The following is a 24,047-nucleotide window of genomic DNA, read 5'->3' as shown; positions in this document are numbered from 1 at the left end:
TCAGTGCTCGCAGCAGGATGACTTTGCGACCGGGAGTGGCGGAAGCTCAGCCGCCGCGCCGCAGCACCCCGATGCAGGCGACCCGACTTTGGAGTCACCGCGCGCCGCGTCGACGCCGTGCCGGTGCGATACAACCGCCGCCAGCACCGAGAGCGCGATCTCTTCGGGCGTGGTCGCCGGCATCGGATAGCCGGCAGGCGCAACGATCGCTTCCACCGCGCCAGGGTCCGCGCCGCCGGTGACGAGCGACGTCTTCAGCACCTGCGCCTTCCGCGCACTGGCGATGAAAGACACCTGCCGCGCCTTCATGCCCAGCGCCAGCCGCAAGGCCTGCACGTCGCGACGGCCCTGCGTCGCGACCACGACCCACGCGCCCGGCGCGATCTGCGGAGCGACCACTGCCGGATCGTCGCTGGCGATGACCTGCCGTGCGTCTGGATAGGCGGCAGCCTCGGCTTCATGCGCGACCAGTGTCACCGCGAAGCCCACCCGCGGTGCGAGTTGCGCAAGGCTCGCCGCGACCGGCGACGAGCCGATCACCACGAGTTGCGCCAGCGGCAGAACCGGGTCGACGAACAGCTCCAGCGTGCCACCAGAGTGGCACGCCATGCCGAACTCCAGCACATCGCCGAGATCGCGCTCTTCCGCCTCGGCGGTGGGCGCGATGCGGATCACCCGCGCGTGCCCGTCGGCCAGCACCTGGCGCACGGTGCGCACCACCGCCGGCTGCGCGCAGCCGCCGCCGATCCAGCCGTGGAAATCGCCATCGGCGGTGACGACGGCCTTGTCACCCGGATGCGCGGAGGCCGGCGCGAGCGCCTTGATCACGCTGACCAGTGCGTAAGGCGTGCCGGCCTGCTGAAGCCGATGGGCGGCATCGAAGACGGTGTCGACCTTGTTCATGGGGTCTCCTTGTCGGCGGGAAATGGTTGGATCACGTTCGGCGGCCGGTGTTCAGTGCAGGTGGCCCGCGAGTTCGGCCAGGTCACGCAGGCTGTTCAGGCGTGAAAAGCCCTCGACCAGACCGCCGTGCGCGAAGACACCCTGGATCGCCTGCGACGCTGGCGGCCGCTCGGTCGGATGGAACCAGCGAATGCGCGCGCCGCGTCGGCGCACATGCGCCAGTTCTTCGGCCAGCCGCTCCGGTTCATCGGCATCGAAGCCGTCGGACAGCACCCAGACGCGCGCATTGCGCGTGAGCTGTGCGCGCGCGTGCACCGCGTGGAAGTCGGCCAGGCTGGTCGCAATGCGCGTTCCGCCGCCGAAGCCGGCGGTCACGGCGTTGACCTTTTCCTGCACCGCCGCCGAATCGCTGCGCAGCAACGGCGTGACTTCAGCCAACCGCGTGTGGAAGACGAACACGCGCGCATTCATCGCGGACACGAAGGCCCGCGCGATGCGCAGGAAAAGCTGCGCGTGGGTTTCCATCGAACGGCTCACGTCGACGAGGATGAAGAGACGCGGCCATTCGCGCCGCGGCGCGCGCCACACCGGATGAACGGGCAGGCCGCCGGTGCGAAGGCTCGCCCGCAGCGTGCGCCGCACATCGAGGCGACGGCCTCGCGCGCTGTCGTGCCAGCGGCGCGTCAGGCGTTTGCGCAGCCGTTGCGCGATCTGTTCGGCCATGCGTTCGAGTTCGGCAAGATCCTGCGGCAGCCATTGCGAGAGCGAGCGATCGTGCAACGCATCGACACGGCTCGCACCGCCCTGGGCACGCGAAATGCCGTCCTCGTTCGGTTCGACGGCAGGTGCGTGCAAGGCGGTGTCGGACATCGACGGATGCGAACGCGGTGGCGAGCGGTCGAGGCTGTCATGCAGGCTTTTCACCAACTGCTGGAGATTGCGGCTCGGGCGGGTCTCGCCGCTGGTGCGGGTCTTTCCCTTGGTGCGGCCGGGATGCCAATAGCGGTCGAACAATTCAGGCCAGCGTCGCCAGTCGCGCGCGTCATGGCAGGCGATCGAACGCCAGGCCGCATCGAGGCGCGCTGCACGTTCGATCGGCACGCGCAGCGCGGCGCTCACCATGGCCTGCTGCTCCGCCACGCCTACCTTCAGGCCGTGGTCGCGCAGCAGTGCCGCGAATCCGGCAATGCTTTCGAGGGGGCGCGCGATCGTGTTCATGTGGGCTGCGGCGCCTTCTCGGCTACGCCGACCGTCCGCCGGCCTTCGATGAGTTGTCGCACGCGCTCCTCGCCAAGCTGGAAGCGATCCTCGCGGGTCTTGAGCAGGCATGCCAAGGTGCTCACAAGGGCATGTGGATCTTCGGGCATTGCCTTGAAATCGAGCCTGTGCAGCGCGCGCACCCAGTCCAGCGTCTCGGCCACGCCCGGCGTCTTCTCCAAGTCCTCGCGGCGGAGGCGCTGCACGAAAGCTATGGCCTGCTCGACCAGAGCGCCTTCGGCCTGTGGCAGCGTCGCGCGCACGATTGCGATCTCGCGCGCGAGCGTCGGGTATTCGAGGTAGTGATAGAGGCAGCGGCGTCGAAGGGCGTCCGAGAGCTCGCGCGTGCCGTTGCTGGTCAGCACGACCTGCGGCACGTGCTTCGCATGCACGGTGCCGAGTTCGGGCACGGTGATCTGATAGTCCGCAAGCACTTCGAGCAGGAAGGCCTCGAAGGCTTCGTCGGCGCGGTCGATCTCGTCGATCAGCAACACGCAGGGCGCGTCGCTCGATATGGCTTGCAGCAAGGGGCGTTCGAGCAGGTAGTCGCGCGCGAAGAGGTCGGCCTCCTTCATGCCCTGCGGCTGTGTCTCGTGCAGTCTGATCGCGAGCAGCTGACGCCCGTAGTTCCACTCATAGGCGGCCTGCGAAAGATCCAGGCCTTCGTGGCATTGCAGCCGCACAAGCGCCTGCCCCCGCGCACGCGCGAGGGCGCCGGCGAGCGAGGTCTTGCCGACACCCGCATCGCCCTCCACCAGCAGCGGCCGCTGCAGTTCGCCAGCAAGCCACAAGGTGGTGGCCAGCGCTTCGTCGGCGATGTAGCCGGCGCGGTAGAGCGATTCACGCAGCTCGGCTTCGGTCATGACGCGTTCAGGTGCGCTTGCCAATCAGGCCCGCGAACCACCCCTTGACAAGGCCCCACAGCATGGCGAGCGCGTTGATTTCCTGGACCCGCGCCACGGCCGGCTCGGATTTCGGCGCCGCCACCGGGCTCGCGACATCGTCTGCGGATGCGTCTGCGGATGCATGTGCGCTGGACGGTCCCCCCGCGGCGGCGCGGAAGTTGTCCACGAACTGCACCAGCAGCATCTCCGACACCGGCACCATCAGGCGGCTGCCGAACTGCGCGAACTTGCCGCTGACAGTGACCGCGGCCTGGCCGGCCAAAACCGACGTACCGGGCGACTCGCCCGGTTCGACCGTCGCTGTCAGATTCATCGAGGCCGACGAGCCACCGCGATCGGCGCCCTTGCCGAGCAGTTGCAGCCTCATCGCCGCCTCGTCGAGCGCGAGCACCTCGATGTCGCCCGCAAAGGCCGCGTTCGCCGGCCCGACCTTGACCTTGACGTTGCCCTTGTAGTGCGTGTCGTCGACCTGCTCGGTGATGGATGCGCCGGGCATGAAGCCGGCAACCGCCTTCACGTCGCGCAGCACCTGCCATGCGCGCGCGGGGTCCACGTCCAGCGGATAACGTTTGTCGATCTTGACTTCCATCGTGTCCCTTCTGCTGTTCCAATGACGTGGGAAACCATCATGGCCCGATGCCAGGAATACCGCGGAACCGGCTTTGCCGGGCCGCCGGTATTGCCCCCGGTAGGGGGTGTCCGAGCCACGCGCAGCGGGCGAGGCTGGGGGCGAGCTTCATAGTTCGACACCGCTTTGCTTCAACTGCTTCCAGACACGGTACGCGCTGTGCGGCATCACCATGTGCTTCACGCCGAGGTGCGAGAAAGCGTCGACCACCGCCGAGGTGAAGGTCGGGATCGAGCCCACATGCGGGGACTCGGCCACGCCCTTGGCGCCGATCGGATGGTGAGGCGACGGCGTCACGGTGTGGTCCGTCTCCCACTTCGGCGTTTCGACCGCGGTGGGCAGGAAATAGTCCATCAGCGTATTGCCGAGCAGGTTCCCCTGCGCGTCGAAGGGCATCTGCTGGCCCATCGCCACCGCATAGCCTTCGGTGAGCCCGCCGTGGATCTGGCCTTCGATGATCATCGGGTTGATCCGCGTGCCGCAATCGTCCAGCGCGTAGAAGCGACGCACCTTGGTCTCGCCGGTGCCGCGGTCGATGTCGACCACGCACAGGTAGATGCCGAAGGGGAAGGTGAAGTTGGGCGGGTCGTAGTAGTGCACGGCCTCCAGCCCGGGTTCGAGCCCTGGCGGCGCCTGGTGGTAGGCGGCCCAGCAGATGTCCTTCATCGACTTGAATCGGGCGTCGTCACCCTTGACCTTGAAGCGGTCGATCTCCCAGTCGAGGTCGTTCTCGCCGACTTCGAGCAGGTGCGCGGCGATCTTGCGAGCCTTGGCGTGGATCTTCCGTGCCGCCATCGCGACCGCCGCACCGCCGACCGGCGTCGAGCGCGAGCCATAGGTGCCGAGGCCGTAGGGTGCCGTGGAGGTATCTCCTTCCTCGACCTGAATCACTTCCGAAGGGAGGCCGAGTTCGGTGGCGATGATCTGCGCGTAGGTCGTCGGATGACCCTGACCCTGGTTGATCGTGCCCATGCGCGCGATCGCACTGCCGGTGGGATGCACGCGGATCTCGCAACTGTCGAACATGCCGACGCCGAGGATGTCGCACATCTTGCTCGGTCCCGCGCCGACCACTTCGGTGAAGGCAACGAGGCCGATGCCCATGAGCGTCGGGCAGTTCGGGTCTGCGCGCTTCGCGGCCTGCTCCGCGCGCAGGCCCTTGTAGTCGCAGGCGTCGAGCACCTTCTGCAACGCCGTGTGGTAGTCGCCCGAGTCGTACTCGAAGCCGAAGGCCGAGGTATACGGGAACTGCTCCTTGCGAATGAAGTTCTTCGCCCGGATCTCGGCCTTGTCCATGCCCAGCTTCTGCGCCAGGATGTCCACCATGCGCTCGATGACGTACACGGCCTCGGTCACGCGGAACGAGCACCGGTAGGCCACGCCGCCCGGCGCCTTGTTCGTGTAGACGCCCTTGACGCTGCACCACGCCGCCGGAATGTCGTAGGAGCCCGAGCAGATGTGGAACATGCCCGCCGGGTACTTGGTCGGATCGGCACAGGCGTCGAAGGCGCCGTGGTCGGCGACGACGTTGACGCGCAGACCCAGGATCTTGCCGTCCGCCGTGGCGGCGAGTTCGCCGTCCATGTGATAGTCGCGCGCAAAGGCGGTGCTCGAGATGTTCTCGATGCGGTCCTCGATCCACTTGACCGGCTTGCCCAGCACGATGCTTGCGACGATCGCACACACGTAGCCCGGGTACACGCCAACCTTGTTGCCGAAGCCGCCGCCGATGTCGGGCGAGACGATACGTATCTTCGATTCCGGCAAACCCGACAGCAGCGAGACCACGGTGCGCACGACGTGCGGCGCCTGCGAGGTCATGAACGTCGTCAACTCACCGCGCACCGGGTCGAAGCTGGCGACGCAGCCGCAGGTTTCGAGCGGGCACGGGTGCACGCGCGGATAGAAGATGCGCTCAGCCACCGTCACCGGTGCGGCGGCAAAGGCAGCATCGGCCGCCGCCTTGTCGCCGGCCTCCCAAGTGAAGATGTGATTGGGGTGGTCGCGCTTGCCATGCGCACCGTCGGTCTTGCCGGCGAGGTCTTCGCGCAGCACGGGCGCGTCCGGTTCGAGCGCCGCGAAGGGGTCGATCACGACGGGCAGTTCGTCGTACTCGACCAGGACTGCCTCCACGCCGTCAGCTGCCGCGTAGCGGTCCTCGGCAATGACGACGGCCACCTCCTGCATTTGGAAGTGCACCTTCTCGTCGGCCAGGACGGCTTGCACGTCGCCCGCGAGCGTCGGCATCCAGTGCAGCTTGAGCGGCTTGAGGTCGTCCGCGGTCAGCACCGCGATGACGCCGGGCACCTTCAGCGCCTCGGTCTTGTCGATCTTCTTGATGCGCGCATGCGCGACGGGCGAGCGCACGATGTCCATGTGCACCATGCCGGGCATCTTGATGTCGTCGACATAGTTGCCCTTGCCCTGGATGAAGCGGGCGTCTTCCTTGCGCAGGCGGCTGTCGCCAAGGCCCTGCAGCGCGGCGCTGCGTTCGAGCAGCTTGGGGTCGATCGGGGCGTTCATGCGACCACCTTTTCGGTCTGCTGCAGCTTCGCGGCCGCATGCAGCACCGCCTTGACGATGTTCTGGTAGCCCGTACAGCGACAGAGATTGCCGCTCATGCCCACGCGGACTTCGTCCTCGGTGGGATCCGGGTTCTCCTGCAGGAAGCGATAGGCCCGCATCAGCATGCCGGGCGTGCAGAAGCCGCATTGCAGGCCGTGCTCCTTGTAGAAGCCTTCCTGCACCGCGTGCAGCACCGCACCTTGCGCGAGGCCTTCGACCGTGAGCACCTCGGAACCGTCGCACTGCACCGCGAGATGCGTGCAGCTCTTGACGGACTGGCCGTCGAGGTCGACGGTGCAGGCACCGCAATGACTGGTCTCGCAGCCGATGTGCGCGCCGGTGAGCTGGCATTCCTCGCGCAGGAAGTGAATCAACAGCATGCGGGGCTCGACAGCCTTTTCGATGCGCTTGCCGTTGATGCTCACAGTAATGAGTTGCTTGGCCATGCGTGTGTCTCCGTCTTGTTGTTCGCTACTTGCAACGCGCCGCGGCCTTCGCGATGGCACGCTTCACCATCTGGCCGGCCATCGCGGTCTTGTAGTCGCGGTCGCCGCGCAGGTCTTCGGCCGGGTCGCAGATCGCCATCGCCTTGGCGGCGGCATCGGCGATGGTCGCGTCGCTCAGCGGCTTGCCCAGGAGCGCCGCCTCGGCATCGGCAGCGCGCAGTGCAGTCGGCGCGACGTTGGTGAGCGCGATGCGCGCATGGCTCACGTTGCCGCCATCCATGCGCAGCACCACGGCGGCGGCGGCCGTCGCCCAGTCGCCTGTCTTGCGCTTGAGCTTCTCGTAGGCGTAGCCGGTCTTCGGACCCAAGGCGGGTACGCGGATCTCGACGAGGATCTCGTCCTCGGCCATGTCGGTCACGTAGGTGCCCTGGAAAAAGCCGTCGGCCTTCACTTCGCGCCGGCCCTTCGGCCCTTCGAGCACGAAGACGGCATCGAGCGCAATGGAGAGCGCCGGATGGTCATTACCCGGATCGCCGTGCGCGATGTCGCCTCCGATCGTGCCGCGATTGCGCACCTGCGGATCGCCGATCTGTCGCGCGGCCTCAGGCAGCAGTGGCACCTTCTCGCGCAGCACCGCGGAATCGATGAGTTCGTTCTCGACAGTCATCGCGCCGATCACGACGGTGGCCCCGTCTTCGCGGATGCCGCGCAGCGCGTCGATGCGGTTGAGGTCGATCAAGTGCGCCGGCTGCGCAAAGCGCAGCTTCATCATCGGCAGCAGGCTGTGGCCGCCAGCCAGCAGCTTCGCGTCGCCGCCGAGGCTGCCGAGAAGCTGGATCGCGTCGCCCACCGAGCGGGGCGCGTGGTAGTCGAATCCGGGGGGAATCATCGTGCCTGTCTCCTTGTGTGCTTCGCTGTCGTGCAGCCGGCCGCGGAACTCTCCGGCTCGCGTCTTGCGAACTTAAGACCACTGAACCGGATCGAGGCGACCGACGCACGAACGACGAGGACACGCGCACGAAACGCGTTGATCGGCGCATGAAATGCACGCAGCCGGAAGCTATTGCGGGTTATCCCCGATCAGCTGCGCAACGCGTCGATCTCGGCAATGCCGAGCTGTTCCAGCAGGCGCGGCACGCTGGTTCGCGCGACCGGCAATGGCGTGGCTTCGCCGCGCAACTTGAGGCTGACCTTGCCGTCGTCGCGCAGGATCTGTTCGGCGAAGTCGAGGTTCGCGATGTAGCTTCGATGAATGCGCATGAACGACTCGCCGTCGAGCCGCTCGGCGAGGTCGCTGATGTTGAGGTTGCAGAAGCTCGACCCCAGCGCGGTGCTGACCCACGTGTAGTGACCTTCGGAACGGATGTAAGTCACCGCTTCTACATCGACGAGCACGATCCTGTTCTGCGACACCGTCGGGATCTTCTGCAACTGTCGCTTGGCCTGCGGCTTCTGCACGGCGGGCTCTTCCCCCGAAACCAACTCGGTGATGTCGTAGAAGATCAACGTGTAGCTCGCGGTGTCGCCGCGCAGGTCGGAGAGCTTGGCCACCTTGATCAGCAGCACCCGCTCGGGGATGTTGATGATCATCGTCATCGGCGGCGGATTGCTGACCGGACACTCGGCCTGGTCGAGCAGGAACTTGACCTTGGGCTGCGAACGCTCCGGATGGAAGGACAAGACCATCTTCTCGAAGGGCTGCTTGTCCTCCACGGGCAGCACGCGGCGCGCGAAGCTGTTCATCGCCACGACCTTCAGTTCGCGGTCGAGCTGGACCACGCCGACGTCCGAGCGCTCGAGCAGATACAGAGGACTGCGGCTTTGCATTCGTGTCTCCATGGTCCGGCCTTGGAAAACCTGGAACTCGATTGAAGCACTGTTTGCGCAAGCTTGCGCAGAGGGCTGACCCGGCGGCTACAGGCCCTTCTCGACCATGTCGATCACTCGCTGACCCAGCGCGTCAGCTTGCGACGGGGGCATGCCACGCAGGGGTCCATCGATGATGAGCAGGGCCAGTCCATGCACCGCCGACCAGGCGAGGAATTCGGCGCCGGGGCGACGCTCTGCCGGCATCGCCCCTGCCTCCACGAGACGGTCGAGCGCGGCGCCCAGCAGTTCGAAAGGATTCAATCCGCTGTGACCGCTTTTCGCTTCGGCAGGCTCGTCGTTCACATCGACCGGCGTTGCAAAGGCAGTGCGGAACAGGCCGGTCTCGGCCTGCGCGAAGCGAAGATAGCCAGTGCCCACTGCGCGCACGCTCGCGCGAGCGAATTCCACCGGATCCCCTGCCGGTTGCAGCGCCGCCAGTTCAATTTCCATCGCGCGCGCGACCGCTGACAGGGCCGCTGCCCGCACGGCCTGCAACAGCGCTTGGCGGCTCGCGAAATGCCGATACGCCGCGTTCGGCACCACGCCCGCGCGGCGCGTCGCCTCGCGCAGCACCACGGCTTCAGGGCCGCCGGCGCGCGCCAGTTCGACGCCGGCCTTGAGCAGCGCACGCCGGAGATCGCCGTGGCGATAGGTGCTGCGGGCGGCCGGAGCCAGGGCTGTGGGCGTGGTCATCGATCTTTTCATGTGGACAGCGTCCATTGTCTTTGCTATTGTCTTGTGGACGTTGTACACAAAGCAAGCTGCGTCGCACCGTGCAGTCGCCTGCACGCCCTCAATTGCCCATTGGCCCACCCATTCCCCCCAAGGAGATCCTCATGCAAGTCCAACCCTATTTGATGTTCGACGGTCGTTGCGAAGAAGCGCTTGAGTTCTACCGCAAGGCCGTCGGCGCGCAGGTCACCTCGCTGATGCGTTTCAAGGAGATGCCCGAGCCCAAGTCGCCAGAGATGTGCCCTCCCGGCGCCGCCGAGAAGGTGATGCACTCGAGCTTCACGATCGGCGAGACGACGCTCATGGCATCGGATGGCAACAACGGCGGAAAGCCGGTGTTCCAGGGCATCTCGCTGTCGCTGCTTGCCGCTGACGAGGCCGAAGCCAATCGCCTGTTCACCGCGCTGGGTGACGGCGGGCAGGTGCAGATGCCGCTGGGGAAGACCTTCTTTTCTCCGGCCTTCGGCATGGTCGCGGACCGGTTCGGGGTCTCGTGGATGGTGGTGGTGATGCATCCGGCGTGATCGCGCTGCCGGAAGCAGCCGTCACATTCGCAGCAGTTGTTCGGCCAGCCCGTCCAGCCGCGCCTTCACCTCACGCCAACCCGGCATGTGCGCTTCGAGCAGACGATGAAAGCCAGGGCCGTGGTTGTGTGCTTTCAGGTGGCATAGCTCGTGGACGATCACGTAGTCGATGCACTCGCGCTGCGCCTTGACGAGATGCGGGTTCAGCGTCAGGCGGCCGGTCGGTGAACAGCTTCCCCACTGGCGCTTCATGGCCTGCAGGCGCACGGGCGGCGGCGTGCCGACCCAGCGTAAAGATGCTGCAACGGCACCGACCCGGGCGTTCAGCACTTCGCAGGCGCGGATGCCATACCAACCTTCGAGCGCCGCACGAATCTGCTCCGGATCGCGTTGTGCGGTCGTGACTTCGATGCAGCCGCCGCGCATTCGCGCCATGCCGGAGGCATCCGTGTCGATCACGACCTTGAGCCGATAGCGTCGCCCCAGATAGAGCAACGATTCACCGCTGACGTACTCCATCGGAAGGACGTGAGCCATGCGCCGGCGACCGTCGGCAACGTGACGGCTGATCCAGCCGGCGCGTCGCTGCACGGCGGCAAAGATCGCCGCGTCCGTCGCCTGCGCGGGCGCGTCCACCAAGACGCTGCCCTCGGGCTCCACGTGGATTGAAATGCGCTGCGTCGTGCGCCCGCCATGAGCGCGGACTTGGAAACGAATCAACTCGTCGCCATAGCGAAAGCTGCGAAATGCCGACGTACTCATTCCCGGCGGCTCAGGCCGACCCGCGTGATCTGGAGTACATGGCCGATCACCTCGCCCGCCTTGTCCAGCCCCAAAGTGCCATAGAGACGAGTCAGCAGATCCTTGCGGATGGCAGCCTCGATGCTCTGCGGATTCAGCGAGTGTTCCGCGACCGCATGCTGAACCACTTGGCTGATGGCGAGCGCGTGATCGACGTAGTGGCCTCGCTCGGCCGCATCCAGCGCCGCGGATGCTTTATCGCCCAGCACCAGCAGGATCGCGCCGAAGTACGCCCGGGCTTGCGGATGGTGGGTCAGTACATCCGGCATGCCCGGCGTCGCGCGCTGGTCCACGCGGTTCTCGAACTCGCGGAACAGCGCGTACTGCTTGCGCGGGTGGTTGAACATGGCCTCGGCCTCGGCAATGGCACTCTTCAGCAGATCGGAAAACACCCGCTGCGCATAAGGATCGTCGGCCAGATCCTGCTCGATGGTCTTGCGCAACCGCGTCCGTATCAGGTCCGCCTCGTTGCGCGCCTTTTCTTCGGACCACGCATCGGCCGCCTCGGCCTCGGCCAGCTTGTGAACGACATACCTGCCGCCGGACTCGCGCACCTCGGTGCCGATCACCTGCGTGTCGACCAGCTTGCGGATCTGCTCTTCGTACTCGCCGTAGTCGACAGTTTCCATCGCGTCACGCCGAGCCGTCTGCCGCACATCGCCCAGAAAGCGCAGATCCTGCTTGTAGCGTGCGATCAGCGTTTCGGAAAAAGCGCGATCCTCGAAGAAGCTCCGCGATGACAACGCGGTTTGCAGGCACTGGCCAAAGGCCGTCAGCGCCAGCGAGAAGTCATCGCGCAGCTTCTGCCGCTCGTCGTACTCGCCGCCCGCGCCGTCGCTCGCGAAGCGTGGGCTCAACGCCTGCCGCAGTTGTTCCGGGTCGTTGCGATTCGCCACGCCCTTGAAGAACGACCACACCGCTTCGTGCAGCGCCGGCAACCGCTTGTATTCCGTACCGACCTGCGCATACAGGCCCGCCAGATCGGCCACGTCGAAGCCGCCCTGAGTGCGCGTCTCCAGGTCCTGATAAGCGCGGATCGCCGTGTCCAGTTCCTTGAGGATGCCCCGGTAGTCGACCAGCAGGCCATGGCGCTTCGCATCGTGCAGCCGGTTCACCCGCGCCACCGCCTGGATCAGGTTGTGGCTCTTGAGCGGCTTGTCAATGTAGAGCACCGCATTGCGTGGTTCGTCGAATCCCGTGAGAAGCCGGTCGACCACGATGAGCAGATCGGGCTCGCCGTCGGAACCGAAATCCTGCAGAACCTGCTTTTCGTACGCCGCGGCATCAAGGCCGGCGGCGACCACGTTCTGCTTCCACCACTTCTGCACTTCCGGCAGGCTGTCTTCGTCGACCTCGGTGTTGCCCTCTCGCGTGTCCGGCGGCGACATCACCACTGCGCTGGTGAGCAGACCCGTCTCGTCCAGCGCCTTCTTGTAGCGGATCGCATCGCGCTTGCTTGCAGTCGCGAGCTGCCCCTTCAAACCGGGCGCAATCTTCTTGATGTTCTCGCTGAAATGCAGCGCAATGTCCCACGCGATCAACTCGATCCGGTTGGCCGCGCTGTAGATGGCCCCCCGGCTCGCGTACTTCTTCTTCAGATCGGCGCGCTGCGCATCGGCAAGCCCCGCCGTGATCTTGTCGAACCAGCGATCCACCGCCTGCGCGTTGATCGCGAGTTCGGGCACGCGCTCTTCGTAGAGCAGAGGAGCGACCGTGTGATCGTCCACCGCGCGCTGCATCGTGTACGCATGCACGATCGGGCCGAACTTGCTCGCCGTCTTCTCATCCTCCAACAGCGGCGTGCCCGTGAAAGCGACATAGGCGGCATTCGGCAGCGCCTTCTTCATCCGCTCGTGCGTTTCGCCGCCGTGGCTGCGGTGGCCTTCGTCGACCAGCACGATCACATTCGGCGAATCGTTGCGGCACTCCGGCAGTCGCGAGGCGGTGTTGAACTTCTGCACCAGCGCAAAGGTGATCCGCTCGGTGCCCTGTCCGATGCGCTTTGCCAAGTCCCGGCCTGTGGCGGCCTTGCTGCGCTCGCCTTCCTTCTGCGTCGCGATCGACGATCCGAAGGCGCCGCCCGTGATGAAGTTGCGCGCCAACTGCCGTTCCAGGTCGAGCCGGTCGGTCACCACCACCACGCGGCATTCCTTCAGTCCATCGCTCAGCAAGAGCGCCTTGGTCAGAAAGACCATCGTGAAACTCTTGCCCGAGCCCGTGGTGTGCCAGATCACGCCGCCTTCGCGCGAACCGTCCGGCCGCAATGGAGCGAGGCGCTTCAGCAACGCACGCACGCCGAAGAACTGCTGATGGCGCGCGACGATCTTTCCCACCTTGCGATCGAACAGTACGAAGCCGCGCAACAGTTCGAGCAACCGCGACGGCGTGAGCAGGCTCACCAGCAGTCGGTCTTGCTCATTCGGCAGCACCGGAAGCGCCCACAGCGACTCGAACCATTCACGCAAGACGGCGGGCTTACCTTCAAAGAGGGCGGCGTGCGTCTTGGCCGGGAGCCGCTGGTTCTTGACCGCATGCATGTGCGCGTCGTCGAACTCTTCCTCCCTATTCCAGTGCGCCCAGAACTTGGCCGGGGTGCGTGTGGTGCCGTAGCGGCCTTCGGTCCGGCTGATGGAAAGCAACAACTGCGCATATGCGAAGAGATGCGGCACCTCGTCATCGCGCTGGTTGCGCAGGTGCTGGCTGATGCCTCCGCGCACCATCGCGTCGCTCTGGCCGCTGCTGCGGTGAGAACCGTTGGGCCGCTTCGCTTCGATCACGACCAGCGGGATGCCATTTACATAGCCAACGATGTCCGGCGCGCGATGGTGCGTTCCCTGGCTGGAGAGCACACGAAGTTCTTCCGTCACGTCGAAGCGATTGGCGGCAGGGTCGGCCCAGTCGATGACCGTGATCGTCGGCTGATGCTTCTTGCCGTCCGGCATGAACTCGGTGACGGTGATGCCGAAAGAGAGCTTGGCATAGAGGCGCTCGTTGGCCGCGAGCAAGCCATCGCCAAGACCCAACGACGTGAGTTCGCGCAGGATCTGGTCGACGGCGCTCGGGGACAACGGATACAGCGTGCCCTTGTAGTCGAATCGGCGGGTCTGGAGGAATTCGATGAGCCGTGGTTTGAGAAGGACCTCGCGCGTGCCGGACCGCAACTCAACGCACCCCGAGGAAGTCAGGAATTGCCAGCCCAGGTTGCAGAGGATGTGAAGCGCCGGCACATGAGCGCTGTTGGCACTCCTTCGCCGTGGCACAAAAGAAAAGACCGTCAAGGTTGCGCGTTCCGGGTTAAGGCCACCGCTGCGCGCCATGCAGCAGGCGAAGCACTTCGATGCGTTCGCCGTGGAGCCGGTAGATGACGATAAATGGCGTGCGGCCGATCACGAGCTCACGGGTTCCTGGCTGGCGGCCAGCTCGGCCCATTTCGGGGTGCTCGATGAGCATGTCGAGCTGGTGGTCGATGCGGTCGATCTGGGAGACCGCCGCGAGTGGGTTGTCCTTGGCGATGTAATCGATCTGTGAGTGACGGTCTCGGGTTGCCCGGCGCAGCCAGTCGACGATCATTCGGCCGCAGGCCCGGATCTGGACGCACGCGCGAGCAACTCAGCGCGCTGCTTGGCCCAGTCGGCTTTCACGTTTTCGTGGCTGACCCACTCGGCACCCGGATCGTCGGCTTCCGCGAGGCCAATCTCCACCTGTGCGCGAAACCATCGGTCATGTTCGGCGGCCGCATGCGCCTGACGCAGCCGCTCGGCGGCGTCCTCGCGCCGTGGCTTGCCCTCGCCTTCGCGCGCCACCTTGCTGTGGTTCGTGGCATCGAGCAGTTCGAAGCGAACGATGTGCAATTCGTTCTTCAGGTACGCCACGCACGTGTCGAGGCTGCGCCAAGTGCGCGGCTTGTCGCTGCGCTGGGCGCCGAGCGGCTTCTCCTGCAGGCCCAGCTTCAGCACGACGGACCAGCCGCCAGGCTGGCCGATGATCGAGGCACCGCCAATCGCCGCGGCTTCGACCATGCGCTTGGCCTTGGCCGTATCGATGGTATGGATGCTCATGATTTCCTCAGGCCCCTGACGGAGCATCAGTAAATAAAATTGTGCATGTTACTTAGTATTTGTGCAACCAGCCCCAAGGTCGGCCTTTCCGCGCGACATGACGCCCGTTGCATCACGCGACATCGTCCTTATGTCGGTTGGCTGTTCCATTGCTCCCCGGACCGGAAGTGCGGCGCTTGCCGCCAAGAAGGTCCGCCATGAGCCCATCCTTCTCTCGCCTCAGCAAGGCCGCCTGACGCTCCGCAATTCCGATCGCTCGATCCCAGGTGCCCAGCACTTGAACGATGTGGAGTTGCTCGGCCAACGGAGGAACGTGGATCAGGATGCGCCCCAACGCCTCCTGGCTCAGATTGCTGATGTTTGTTCCGCCACCGGCCAGCGCCATTTGGCGGCGCGCCGCTTCGGATCGCATCAGGGAAGCGGCGAACTCAGGGAGCAGCACTTCCCGGTTCACGCGCCCACGAATCGTGAAGCCCGAAAAAGCAAGTCTCTCCAACACGGCCGGAAAGTAGAGACACCTTCCGACCAGCGCCTTGTTTCCATTCGACCGAACGAACAGCAAGTCGCCGGAAGCCAGCAACTCTTCGTCGCGAACTTTGCGTGACACCCGGATCGTCGCCAGACCCTCGGTGCTCGCGAGTTGCGTGTGCTGCTGGAAGTCGGTAACACCGACGATCTTGATCGCTTCGCCGTCGTCTGCTGCTGTGAAGTTCAGCCCGTTCTTGAACGCAGCGACATCACCCAGGCGTAGGGTTCTCCATCCGTCGGGAGGCATTGAATGCAGCCCCAGCTCGTGACGCTCGTCGACACTTTCACTCATAGCCCAGCGCCTTCAAATACCCAGCCATCTCTTCCTCGATCCCTTGCCACTCCTGTTTGATCTCAACGCGCTCCCGCCGCACTTCCGCCATGTCGATGTTCTCCGCAGCCCTGGCACTGTCGACATAGCGACCGATGTTCAGGTTGTAGTCCTGCGCGGCGATTGCGGCGGGCGTGGCAAGGCTGGCGTATTTGTCGACAGAGCGCCGCGCCGCATGCGCGGCGAGGATGCGCTCCAGATCGGCCTCGCGCAGCAGGTTCTGGTTCTTGCCCGCCTGGAAGTCGCGGCTGGCATCGATGAAGAGAACCTTGTCGTCCTTCTTGTTCTTGCGAAAGACAAGGACAACCGCCGGAATGCCGGTCCCGTAGAAGAGCTTCTCCGGCACACCGATGACGGCATCGAGCAAGTTTTCTTCAACGAGCTTCTGGCGAACCCTGCCTTCGGCCGCGCCTCGGAACAAGACGCCGTGCGGCACCACGACGGCCATGCGGCCGGTGCCTGGCTTCATCGTCTCGATCATGTGCAGGATGAAGGCGAAGTCGCCCTTGGTGCGCGGCGGCACGCCTCGGCGGAAGCGGTCGAACCGGTCGGTCTCGGCGCTTTCGTGGCCCCACTTCTCCAGGCTGAACGGCGGATTCGCCACGACGATGTCGAAGTGCCGAAGCGTGGTGTCGCTGGCCAGCAGCTTGGGGTTGCGAATGGTGTCGCCCCATTCGATTCGGTGGTTGTCCTCGCCGTGCAGGAACATGTTCATCTTGGCGAGCGCCCAGGTGCTGCCGATGGCCTCTTGCCCGTAGAGCGCGTAGCGGCGAGAGCCGGTGCGGTCGCGGATCATGCGGCCGCATTTCAGCAAGAGTGAGCCTGAGCCGCAGGTCGGGTCGCAGATTTCCTCGCCTTCCTGCGGGTCCATGAGGCGGGCCATGAGCTCGGAGACTTCGGGCGGCGTGTAGAACTCGCCGGCCTTCTTGCCGCTGGAGGAGGCGAACTGCTTGATGAGGTATTCGTAGGCGTTGCCGATGACGTCGAGGGTGCCGACGCGACTGGGACTCAGGTCGAGCTCAGGCTTGGCGAAGTCTTCAAGCAGGTGACGCAGGATGTCGTTCTTCTGCTGCTCGTCGCCGAGCTTGTTGGCGTTGAAGCTGATGTCCTGGAAGACGTCGCGCAGCTTGGCCATGTTGGCGTCTTCGATGGCGTGCAGGGCCTTGTCGATGCGCTCGCCGTTGCCGGGCTCGAAGCGGGCGGCGTGCAGCGCATAGAAGCTGGCGCTGGGCGGGAGCACGAAGCGCTCGGTCTTGAGGAGTTCTTCGATCAAGCCGGGTTCGGCGTTGGCGTATTGCTTCTTGTAGTTGTCGTAGTGGTCCTGCCAGACGTCGGACACGTACTTGAGGAAGAGCATCGTGAGGACATAGTCCTTGTAGATGCTGGAGTCGACGGTGCCGCGGAAGGTGTCGCACGCGGTCCAGACGGCGGCGTTGATGCTGTCCTGGCTGATGGTTGCTTGGTTCATGAGTTTCCCTGGGGTTTTCTTATGGGGTGCTGGCAGAGCCGGCCAGCTCTTCGGCAATCGATTTGAAGAGGCGCTCGCGGTTGCGAATGAGCTGTGCCTGAAGCTGTCGCTCTCGATGAGCGAGGCGCGCGAGTTCGACGATACGGTGCTGATCGGCCAGCGACGGAATGCCGACTGGCAAGGCTTCCAGCACGGGCCGGCGCAGGCTCAACTGGCTGGAACCCTCGGCCGCGCGCCGCAGTTCGCGCTGGAAGGGCGGCTGGTTGATCTGCCATGCGAGAAAAGCCGGGACCACCGCGCTCCGAGACTTGACGCGCAAATGGAAGAGATGCGGCCCACAGACCGCCTGGCTCGGCGGCGCATCGAGGCAGGTCGCATAGAAACGGCTGCCTCGCGAGACGAACAGCAGATCGTCGGGCAGGAGCCAATCGGCTTCGCGGCGACCGCTGAGCCGCGTGCGCACCACGCCCTGCCAGCGGACGCCGTCGATCGGGTCCATGTCCTTCATCTGGACCGCTTGCACCGAACCGTTCGGAATTTCCTCGATGGAGCCCCGGAAAGGGTAGCCCGCTTTGATTCCGGCCACCTCGCCCAACAAGACACGAAGTGCATGAATCGACATGATGCACATACTACCTTGCGAAAGGGTTCGAAAACGCTAGACTCACTGTCGCAAATCAATGCATCAATTCAAGTGATGCAAAAAATAAGGTTTCAGGGAGTTTTGCGATGGGTTACGAGGTCGATTTCCTGCCTGTGAAGTCAGGCGGCGCAGCCATTAGTGTCCGGTGGCGCGATGAGGGCATGTACCGAGTGCTGGTGTACGACGCAGGCACGGCGGTGTCGGGCGAGCAGATGGTGGCGCACATCGAGAAGCTGTACATGACTTCTTACGTGGACTATGTGGTGAGTTCGCATCCGGCGAGCGACCACATGGACGGGCTGGCGGTGGTGCTGCGCAAGCTGACGGTCGGCGAGTTGTGGATGCAACGGCCGTGGGTCTATTCGGAAGACCTGCGGACTGCCATGGCCCCTGCTCGTGAGCTGAGAAAGCTCGCCGAGACCCGAGGGATTCCCGTGTACGAGCCATTTGCCGGCGCAAGCATCGGGCCGTTCGTGGTGCTGTCTCCGGAGTGCGACTGGTACCTGGATACGCTGCTGCCGGCCTTCGGCACGCAGCCGCCCGGTTCTGGCCGGAGCGCTGCGCGAAGGATCGCCAGGTTTGTCCGCTCACTGGACCACTGGACACGGCGCTACGCGAGCGAGCGCCTGCGCCCCGGCGTCGCCACCACCGCCGAGAACGAATCCAGCGCGGTGCTCTACGGCGAATTCGACGGGCGCGGCATCCTGCTCACGGGGAGGGCCGGCGTGCAGGCGCTCGGCGCGGCCGCAACCCTCGCCGAGCACTTGGGAATCGACCTGCCGTCGAAGCTCTGCCTGCTCCAGGCACCCAATGGAGGGAGCCTGGACCATGTGTCGGCGGAGGTGCTGGACCGCATCGTCGGCCAGAGCAAACCGCCATCGCAGCGCAAGCACACGAAGTCGGCTTTCATTTCCATCAGCCTGGAAGGACGCCAGCGTCTCAGTCGGATCCTGACGGAGGCGCTGAACCGGCGCGGCGCCACCACTTTCGCGACGCAGGGCATGAGCCTTCATCACTGGCACGGGATGCCCGATCGCGGGTGGTACAGGGCGAAGCCCATCTCCCAAAAGATCTGACCGCCGGCGCGTGGCCTTGGACGCGACAGGCATTCACGGCCTGTTCCTCGTAAATTCGACGGTTCATTACCAAGGAGCATCCGCACATGATTCACGTCGTCGCCGTCATCACCGCCAAGCCCGGGCAACGCGAACAGATCCTCGAGGCCTACCGCGCCAATCGGCCGGCCGTCCTCGCGGAAAAGGGCTGCATCGAATACACCGCGACCGTGGACGCCGCCGGCATGCCTGCCTCGCGCGCTTCATTCGGACCGGACACCTTCGTGGTGGTCGAAAAATGGGAAACGCTGGCCGACTTGCAGGCGCATGCAGCCGCGCCGCACATGGCGGCGTACGGGGCGAAAGTGAAGGACTGGACGGAGAGCCGGTTGATCCATGTGCTGGAGCCGGTCTGAGGCCTGAGCACACCCCAAAACAAAAACGCGCCCGAGGGCGCGTTCTTCAAGAGCAGTCGAAACCGACTTATTTCGCCATCACCCGCACCATCTCCAGGCACTTGTTCGAGTAGCCCCACTCGTTGTCGTACCAGCTCACGAGCTTGACGAAGGTGCCGTCCAGCGCAATGCCGGCTTCGGCGTCGAAGATCGACGTGCGCGGGTCGCCGCGGAAGTCGGTGGCGACCACCTTGTCCTCGGTGTAGCCGAGCACGCCCTTCAGCGCGCCTTCGCTCTGCGCCTTCATTTCGGCGCAGATTTCCTTGTACGTGGCGGCGTTGTTCAGCTCGACCGTGAGGTCGACCACCGACACGTCGGAAGTCGGCACGCGGAAGCTCATGCCCGTGAGCTTCTTGTTGAGCTCGGGGATGACCACGCCCACGGCCTTGGCCGCGCCGGTGCTCGACGGAATGATGTTCTCGAGGATGCCGCGGCCGCCGCGCCAGTCCTTGTTGCTCGGGCCGTCGACGGTCTTCTGCGTGGCCGTGGCGGCGTGCACGGTGGTCATCAGGCCGCGCTTGATGCCCCACTTGTCGTTCAGCACCTTGGCCAGCGGCGCGAGGCAGTTGGTGGTGCAGCTGGCGTTGCTGATGATGGCTTCGCCGGCGTACTTCTTGTCGTTCACGCCGTAGACGAACATCGGCGTGTCGTCCTTGCTGGGTGCGGAGAGAAGGACCTTCTTCGCGCCGGCGTCGATGTGCTTCTGCGCCGTTTCCTTGGTCAGGAAGAGGCCGGTGGATTCGAGCACGATGTCGGCGCCGACGTCGCTCCATTTCAGTTGCGCCGGGTCGCGCTCCTGGGTCAGGCGGATCTTCTTGCCGTTGACGATGAGCGTGTTGCCTTCGACATTGATTTCACCCTGGAAGCGGCCGTGCACGGAGTCGTACTGCAGCATGTAAGCCAGATATTCCGGCTCGAGCAGGTCGTTGATCGCGACGATCTCGATGTCGTTCTTGAAGTTCTGCACCGCCGCGCGAAGCACGTTGCGACCGATGCGACCGAAGCCGTTGATGCCGAGTTTGATAGCCATGTCATTTGCTCCTGGATGATTGAAAACCGAAAGGGCGATCGACCTCAGCGCTTGAGCGCCGCTTCGACCGTGGCAGCGACGTTCTCTGCCGTGAATCCGAAATGCTTGAACAGCACGCCCGCGGGCGCCGATTCGCCATAGGTGTCGATGCCGACGACGGCCGCGACACCGTACTTCCACCAGCCGTCCGTGGCGCCCATTTCGACGGCGATGCGCGGCGTGCCCTTTGGCAGCACGCTCTTCTTGTAGGCGACGTCCTGACGGTCGAAGGCGGTGGTCGACGGCATCGAGACGACGCGCACTGCGATCTTCTTCGCGGCCAGCAGTTGCTGGGCCTTGAGCGCCAATTGCACTTCGGAGCCCGTCGCGATGATGACGGCCTTGACGTTCTTGTTCTTCAGGCCGACCGCCTCAGGCTCGGACAGCACGTAGGCGCCCTTGCTGATGTCGCTGAGGTCCGACTTGGGCGAGTACGGCAGGTTCTGCCGCGACAGCAGCAGCGCGGTGGGACGGTTGGCGTTCTGCAGCGCGACGGCCCAGGCGACGGCGGTCTCTGCCGTGTCGCCCGGACGCCAGACGTCGAGATTGGGGATCAGGCGCAGCGAGGCGGCGTGCTCGATCGACTGGTGGGTGGGGCCGTCTTCGCCGAGGCCGATGGAGTCGTGCGTGAAGACGTGGATGACGCGCTGCTTCATCAGCGCAGCCATGCGGATCGCATTGCGGCTGTAGTCGCTGAAGGTCAGGAAGGTGCCGCCGTAGGGGATGTAGCCACCATGGAGCGCCACGCCGTTCATGATGGCCGCCATGCCGAACTCGCGCACGCCGTAATTGATATGGCGGCCCGGCAAGCCGTCGGGGAACTGCTCGTTGCCTTCGCTGCGGACCACGGCGCCTTCGGCGTCGAAGCGCAGGCTGGGCGTGCTCTTGGTGTTGGTGAGGTTCGAGCCGGTCAGGTCGGCGCTGCCGCCGAGCAATTCGGGCAGCGCAGCGGTGAAGGCTTCGAGTGCGAGCTGCGAGGCCTTGCGCGACGCGACGGTCTCGCCCTTGGTGTGGGCAGCCACGACGGTGTCGAACGCCGTCTGGTGGAAGTTCTTCGGCAGCTCGCCCTTCATGCGGCGGGTGAACTCGTCCGCGAGATCGGGGAAGGCCTGCGCATAGGCGGCGAACTTCTCGTTCCACTCGGCTTCGGCCTTGACGCCCGCTGCCTTGGCGTCCCATTCTTCGTAGACCGCCGCCGGCAGTTCGAAAGGTGCGTGGCTCCATTGAAGCGCGCTGCGCGTGAGGCCGATTTCATCGGCGCCGAGCGGCTCGCCGTGCGCCTTGGCCGTGTTGGCGCGGTTGGGGCTGCCCTTGCCGATCTGCGTCTTGCAGATGATGAGGGTGGGCCGGTCGTCGTGCTTCCTGGCCTTTTCGATGGCCTTCGACACGTCCTTCACGTCGTGGCCGTCGATCGGTCCGATCACATGCCAGCCGTAGGCCTTGAAGCGCTCTTCGGTGTTGTCGACGAACCAGGGCTTGACGGGGCCGTCGATGGAGATGCCGTTGTCGTCGTACAGCGCGATCAGCTTGCCTAGCTTCCATGCACCGGCGAGCGCGGCGGCTTCGTGGCTGATGCCTTCCATCAGGCAGCCGTCGCCGAGGAAGGCGTAGGTGTGATGGTCGACGATGTCGTGGCCCTTGCGGTTGAATTCCGACGCGAGCAGCTTTTCGGCGAGGGCAAAGCCCACGGCGTTGGTGATGCCCTGGCCCAGGGGCCCGGTGGTGGTTTCGACGCCGGGGGTGACGCCGGTCTCCGGGTGGCCGGCGGTCTTGCTGTGCAACTGGCGGAAGTGCTTCAGTTCCTCGATCGGCAGGTCGTAACCCGTGAGGTGGAGCACCGCGTAGATAAGCATCGAGGCATGGCCGTTCGACAGCACGAACCGGTCGCGATCGAACCAGTGCGGATTGACGGGGTTGTGCTTTAGATGCTCGCCCCACAGCGCGACAGCCATGTCGGCCATGCCCATTGGTGCGCCCGGATGCCCCGAGTTTGCGAGTTGTACGGCATCCATTGCCAGCGCGCGAATCGCGTTGGCCATCAAGGCTTGGTTGGCCATCTGTGGCTTCCTGGGAGCGAGTTAGGGGGAACCCGGCATTTTAGCGGGCGAGGTCGGGGCACCCCGATCAAGGCGCGGACGGGCTGCTAGAGTGCCAGCCCATGCATGGACTGCACCTCACTGCCGATCTTCATCATTGCCGCTGCGCGACACGCTGGCTGGTCGACGCGAAAGCCCTTGGCGCGTCCTGTGTCGAAGCGGCCGAATCCGCAGGCCTGCAAGTGGTCGGCGAGCTGTTCCACGCCTTCCCAGCCACACCGAAGGGCCCTGGCGGCGTGACGGCGACGGTGCTGCTCGCCGAGTCGCACCTGTGCGTGCACACGTGGCCCGAGGAGGGTAGCGTGACGCTCGATGTCTACGTCTGCAACTTCGGCGCCGATCATTCGGCCAAGGCACATGCCGTGATGAATTCGCTGGAGGCGCTCTTCATGCCGCAACACATCGAGCGGCATGCGCTGTGTCGCGGCGCGATCCAGGCAGAGGCCGCATGAGTTCTCCAGACACATCGACCATCAACGCCATGATTCTTGCCGCCGGACGCGGAGAGCGCATGCGGCCCTTGACGGACACGACGCCTAAACCGCTGCTCGAAGTCGCAGGCAAGCCGCTCATGCAGTGGCCCATGGAGGCGCTGGCGGCAGGAGGCTTCACCGGACTTGTGGTCAACACGGCTTGGCTCGGCGAACAGATCGAGGCGCACTTCGGCGAGCGGTTCGAGGCATCGACCGTTGCCTATTCGCATGAAGGACGGGATTTCGGCGGGGCGCTCGAAACGGCCGGCGGCATCGTCCGCGCACTGCCGTTGCTGGGTGACATTTTCTGGGTCGTGGCGGGCGATGTGTTTGCGCCGGACTTCAAGTTCACGCGCGAGGCGGTGGATCGGTTTGCAGTCAGTGGCCGGCTGGCGCACTTGTGGCTGGTGCCGAACCCGCCGCACAACCCGAAGGGCGACTTCGGCATCGCGCCGGACGGGAACGCCTTGAGCGAATGCGCGCAGAAGGACACCTTCTCCACCATCGCGCTGTACCGCGCCGGGCTGTTCGCCTCGCCGTATTGCGACATCGCGCCAGGAAATCCGCGAGGATCCAAGGCCGCGCTGGCGCCCCTGCTGCGCGCCGCCATGAAAGCGGGGCACGTCACTGGAAGGGCTTGCCGGGCAGCGTCATGGCGCCGCCGTATTCGGCCACGCTGCCGCTGATCGGGCATCCGTTGGGCGCCGGGCAGGCGCCGCCGTCGGAGAAGATCACCGGCCCGTAGCGGTAGCTGCGGATGGCCTTGCCGCCGTAGTCGGTCACGTTCACCAGGTTGTTCGAGTTGGCGAAGTTCTCGTTGTCCTCCACCGCGATCAGGTCCGTCAGCAGGTTGTGCTGGATGGTCCGTACGACGCTGCCGCTGTTCCCGTTRCCGGCGAAGCGCACCCACGAGATCTTGTTGTCGCCGCGCGAACCCACGATCACCTGCTGGTTGATCGAGTCGTTGGCGCCTCCGCTCGGTTCGCCCTTCGACGCGGCCAGCGAGGTCGGGTTGCGGCCGATGCCGCTCACGCTGCCCACCTCGGCGATGGCGCTCGCCGAGGGCGAAGCGACCGTCGCGCCAGGCGCGTAGCCATCCAGGCTGTAGATGTGCAGCGTGCCGTCCTGCGTGGCGATCCAGGCGCGCGGACTGTTGGCCGAAACCGTCGTCCTCACGGCCGTCGGACGCCCGCCCAGCGACACCGTCTTGATCACCGTCGGCGTCTGCGAAGGCACCTGGG

24 protein-coding genes are annotated in these 24,047 nt (G+C 65.1%); 5 read left to right on the top strand and 19 right to left on the bottom strand.

Annotated elements, in window-relative coordinates; all coding sequences use genetic code 11:
• From AC1DN9_RS10080 to AC1DN9_RS10040, 9 genes are all read right to left on the bottom strand, one after another.
• Positions 1–903, bottom strand: coding sequence for an XdhC family protein (locus tag AC1DN9_RS10080; RefSeq protein WP_478099638.1), 903 nt, complete (start codon positions 901–903; stop codon positions 1–3).
• A gap of 51 nt (positions 904–954) precedes the next feature.
• Entirely contained in the window at positions 955–2,121 is a 1,167-nt protein-coding gene (locus AC1DN9_RS10075) for a vWA domain-containing protein (protein WP_478099636.1), read from the bottom strand.
• Positions 2,118–3,023: an AAA family ATPase gene (locus AC1DN9_RS10070; protein ID WP_478099634.1), complete on the bottom strand. Its 906-nt coding sequence runs from the start codon at positions 3,021–3,023 to the stop codon at positions 2,118–2,120. Before AC1DN9_RS10070 ends, AC1DN9_RS10075 begins: the two co-directional genes overlap by 4 nt.
• A gap of 7 nt (positions 3,024–3,030) precedes the next feature.
• On the bottom strand, positions 3,031–3,654 hold the full coding sequence (locus AC1DN9_RS10065) for a CoxG family protein (protein WP_478099632.1): 624 nt from the start codon (positions 3,652–3,654) through the stop codon (positions 3,031–3,033).
• A gap of 147 nt (positions 3,655–3,801) precedes the next feature.
• Positions 3,802–6,216 (bottom strand): aerobic carbon-monoxide dehydrogenase large subunit, encoded by a 2,415-nt coding sequence (locus AC1DN9_RS10060; protein ID WP_478099630.1) that lies wholly within the window; start codon positions 6,214–6,216, stop codon positions 3,802–3,804.
• The gene (locus tag AC1DN9_RS10055) at positions 6,213–6,704 is read right to left on the bottom strand and encodes a (2Fe-2S)-binding protein (protein ID WP_478099629.1); all 492 of its coding nucleotides are present in this window, start codon (positions 6,702–6,704) and stop codon (positions 6,213–6,215) included. The genes AC1DN9_RS10060 and AC1DN9_RS10055 overlap by 4 nt, the downstream gene beginning before the upstream one ends.
• A gap of 25 nt (positions 6,705–6,729) precedes the next feature.
• Positions 6,730–7,593 (bottom strand): FAD binding domain-containing protein, encoded by an 864-nt coding sequence (locus AC1DN9_RS10050; protein WP_478099627.1) that lies wholly within the window; start codon positions 7,591–7,593, stop codon positions 6,730–6,732.
• A gap of 191 nt (positions 7,594–7,784) precedes the next feature.
• A complete protein-coding gene (locus tag AC1DN9_RS10045) occupies positions 7,785–8,531 on the bottom strand; it encodes a PAS domain-containing transcriptional regulator (RefSeq protein ID WP_478099625.1) in 747 nt (248 codons plus the stop codon).
• A gap of 87 nt (positions 8,532–8,618) precedes the next feature.
• A complete protein-coding gene (locus AC1DN9_RS10040; protein WP_478099623.1) occupies positions 8,619–9,266 on the bottom strand; it encodes a TetR/AcrR family transcriptional regulator in 648 nt (215 codons plus the stop codon).
• Positions 9,267–9,409: 143 nt separating this feature from the next.
• Here AC1DN9_RS10040 and AC1DN9_RS10035 point away from each other — a divergent pair, with 143 nt between their 5' ends.
• Positions 9,410–9,829: a VOC family protein gene (locus tag AC1DN9_RS10035; RefSeq protein WP_478099621.1), complete on the top strand. Its 420-nt coding sequence runs from the start codon at positions 9,410–9,412 to the stop codon at positions 9,827–9,829.
• Positions 9,830–9,850: 21 nt separating this feature from the next.
• On the opposite strand, the gene AC1DN9_RS10030 is transcribed toward AC1DN9_RS10035, so the two are convergent.
• The 7 genes from AC1DN9_RS10030 to AC1DN9_RS10000 form a co-directional block, all read right to left on the bottom strand.
• Complete coding sequence (locus tag AC1DN9_RS10030; RefSeq protein WP_478099619.1) at positions 9,851–10,591, bottom strand: M48 family metallopeptidase; 741 nt, start codon at positions 10,589–10,591, stop codon at positions 9,851–9,853.
• Entirely contained in the window at positions 10,588–13,857 is a 3,270-nt protein-coding gene (locus AC1DN9_RS10025; RefSeq protein ID WP_478099617.1) for a type I restriction endonuclease subunit R, read from the bottom strand. Before AC1DN9_RS10025 ends, AC1DN9_RS10030 begins: the two co-directional genes overlap by 4 nt.
• A gap of 67 nt (positions 13,858–13,924) precedes the next feature.
• A complete protein-coding gene (locus AC1DN9_RS10020; protein WP_478099615.1) occupies positions 13,925–14,200 on the bottom strand; it encodes a type II toxin-antitoxin system RelE/ParE family toxin in 276 nt (91 codons plus the stop codon).
• Complete coding sequence (locus tag AC1DN9_RS10015; protein ID WP_478099614.1) at positions 14,197–14,688, bottom strand: hypothetical protein; 492 nt, start codon at positions 14,686–14,688, stop codon at positions 14,197–14,199. Before AC1DN9_RS10015 ends, AC1DN9_RS10020 begins: the two co-directional genes overlap by 4 nt.
• 112 nt (positions 14,689–14,800) lie before the next feature.
• Positions 14,801–15,508, bottom strand: coding sequence for a restriction endonuclease subunit S (locus tag AC1DN9_RS10010; RefSeq protein ID WP_478099612.1), 708 nt, complete (start codon positions 15,506–15,508; stop codon positions 14,801–14,803).
• A complete protein-coding gene (locus tag AC1DN9_RS10005; protein ID WP_478099609.1) occupies positions 15,501–17,015 on the bottom strand; it encodes a type I restriction-modification system subunit M in 1,515 nt (504 codons plus the stop codon). The genes AC1DN9_RS10010 and AC1DN9_RS10005 overlap by 8 nt, the downstream gene beginning before the upstream one ends.
• Before the next feature lie 19 nt (positions 17,016–17,034).
• On the bottom strand, positions 17,035–17,637 hold the full coding sequence (locus AC1DN9_RS10000; protein WP_478099607.1) for a restriction endonuclease subunit S: 603 nt from the start codon (positions 17,635–17,637) through the stop codon (positions 17,035–17,037).
• A gap of 182 nt (positions 17,638–17,819) precedes the next feature.
• Here AC1DN9_RS10000 and AC1DN9_RS09995 point away from each other — a divergent pair, with 182 nt between their 5' ends.
• Together AC1DN9_RS09995 and AC1DN9_RS09990 are read left to right on the top strand one after the other, a co-directional pair.
• Complete coding sequence (locus tag AC1DN9_RS09995; protein WP_478099605.1) at positions 17,820–18,734, top strand: ComEC/Rec2 family competence protein; 915 nt, start codon at positions 17,820–17,822, stop codon at positions 18,732–18,734.
• A gap of 86 nt (positions 18,735–18,820) precedes the next feature.
• The gene (locus AC1DN9_RS09990; protein WP_478099603.1) at positions 18,821–19,129 is read left to right on the top strand and encodes a putative quinol monooxygenase; all 309 of its coding nucleotides are present in this window, start codon (positions 18,821–18,823) and stop codon (positions 19,127–19,129) included.
• A gap of 67 nt (positions 19,130–19,196) precedes the next feature.
• On the opposite strand, the gene gap is transcribed toward AC1DN9_RS09990, so the two are convergent.
• Complete coding sequence (gap, locus tag AC1DN9_RS09985) at positions 19,197–20,198, bottom strand: type I glyceraldehyde-3-phosphate dehydrogenase (protein ID WP_478099601.1); 1,002 nt, start codon at positions 20,196–20,198, stop codon at positions 19,197–19,199.
• A 44-nt stretch (positions 20,199–20,242) separates the two neighbouring features.
• Positions 20,243–22,294 carry a transketolase gene (gene tkt, locus AC1DN9_RS09980; protein WP_478099599.1) on the bottom strand — a complete coding sequence of 684 codons (2,052 nt, stop codon included), beginning with the start codon at positions 22,292–22,294 and terminating at the stop codon, positions 20,243–20,245.
• Between the two features lie 101 nt (positions 22,295–22,395).
• Between tkt and speD the strand changes: the two genes are divergently transcribed.
• Positions 22,396–22,785, top strand: coding sequence for an adenosylmethionine decarboxylase (gene speD, locus AC1DN9_RS09975; protein WP_478099597.1), 390 nt, complete (start codon positions 22,396–22,398; stop codon positions 22,783–22,785).
• Positions 22,786–22,814: 29 nt separating this feature from the next.
• Positions 22,815–23,492, top strand: coding sequence for a sugar phosphate nucleotidyltransferase (locus AC1DN9_RS09970; RefSeq protein WP_478100013.1), 678 nt, complete (start codon positions 22,815–22,817; stop codon positions 23,490–23,492).
• On the opposite strand, the gene AC1DN9_RS09965 is transcribed toward AC1DN9_RS09970, so the two are convergent.
• Positions 23,431–24,047: lactonase family protein (locus AC1DN9_RS09965; RefSeq protein WP_478099594.1), on the bottom strand; the 617-nt coding region annotated here is incomplete at its 5' end. The genes AC1DN9_RS09970 and AC1DN9_RS09965 overlap by 62 nt on opposite strands.

This window comes from Variovorax sp. 05L425 (genome assembly GCF_056397705.1).
Note: the sequence above shows the minus strand (reverse complement) of the source record. Positions and strands in the feature narration are given on the sequence as shown.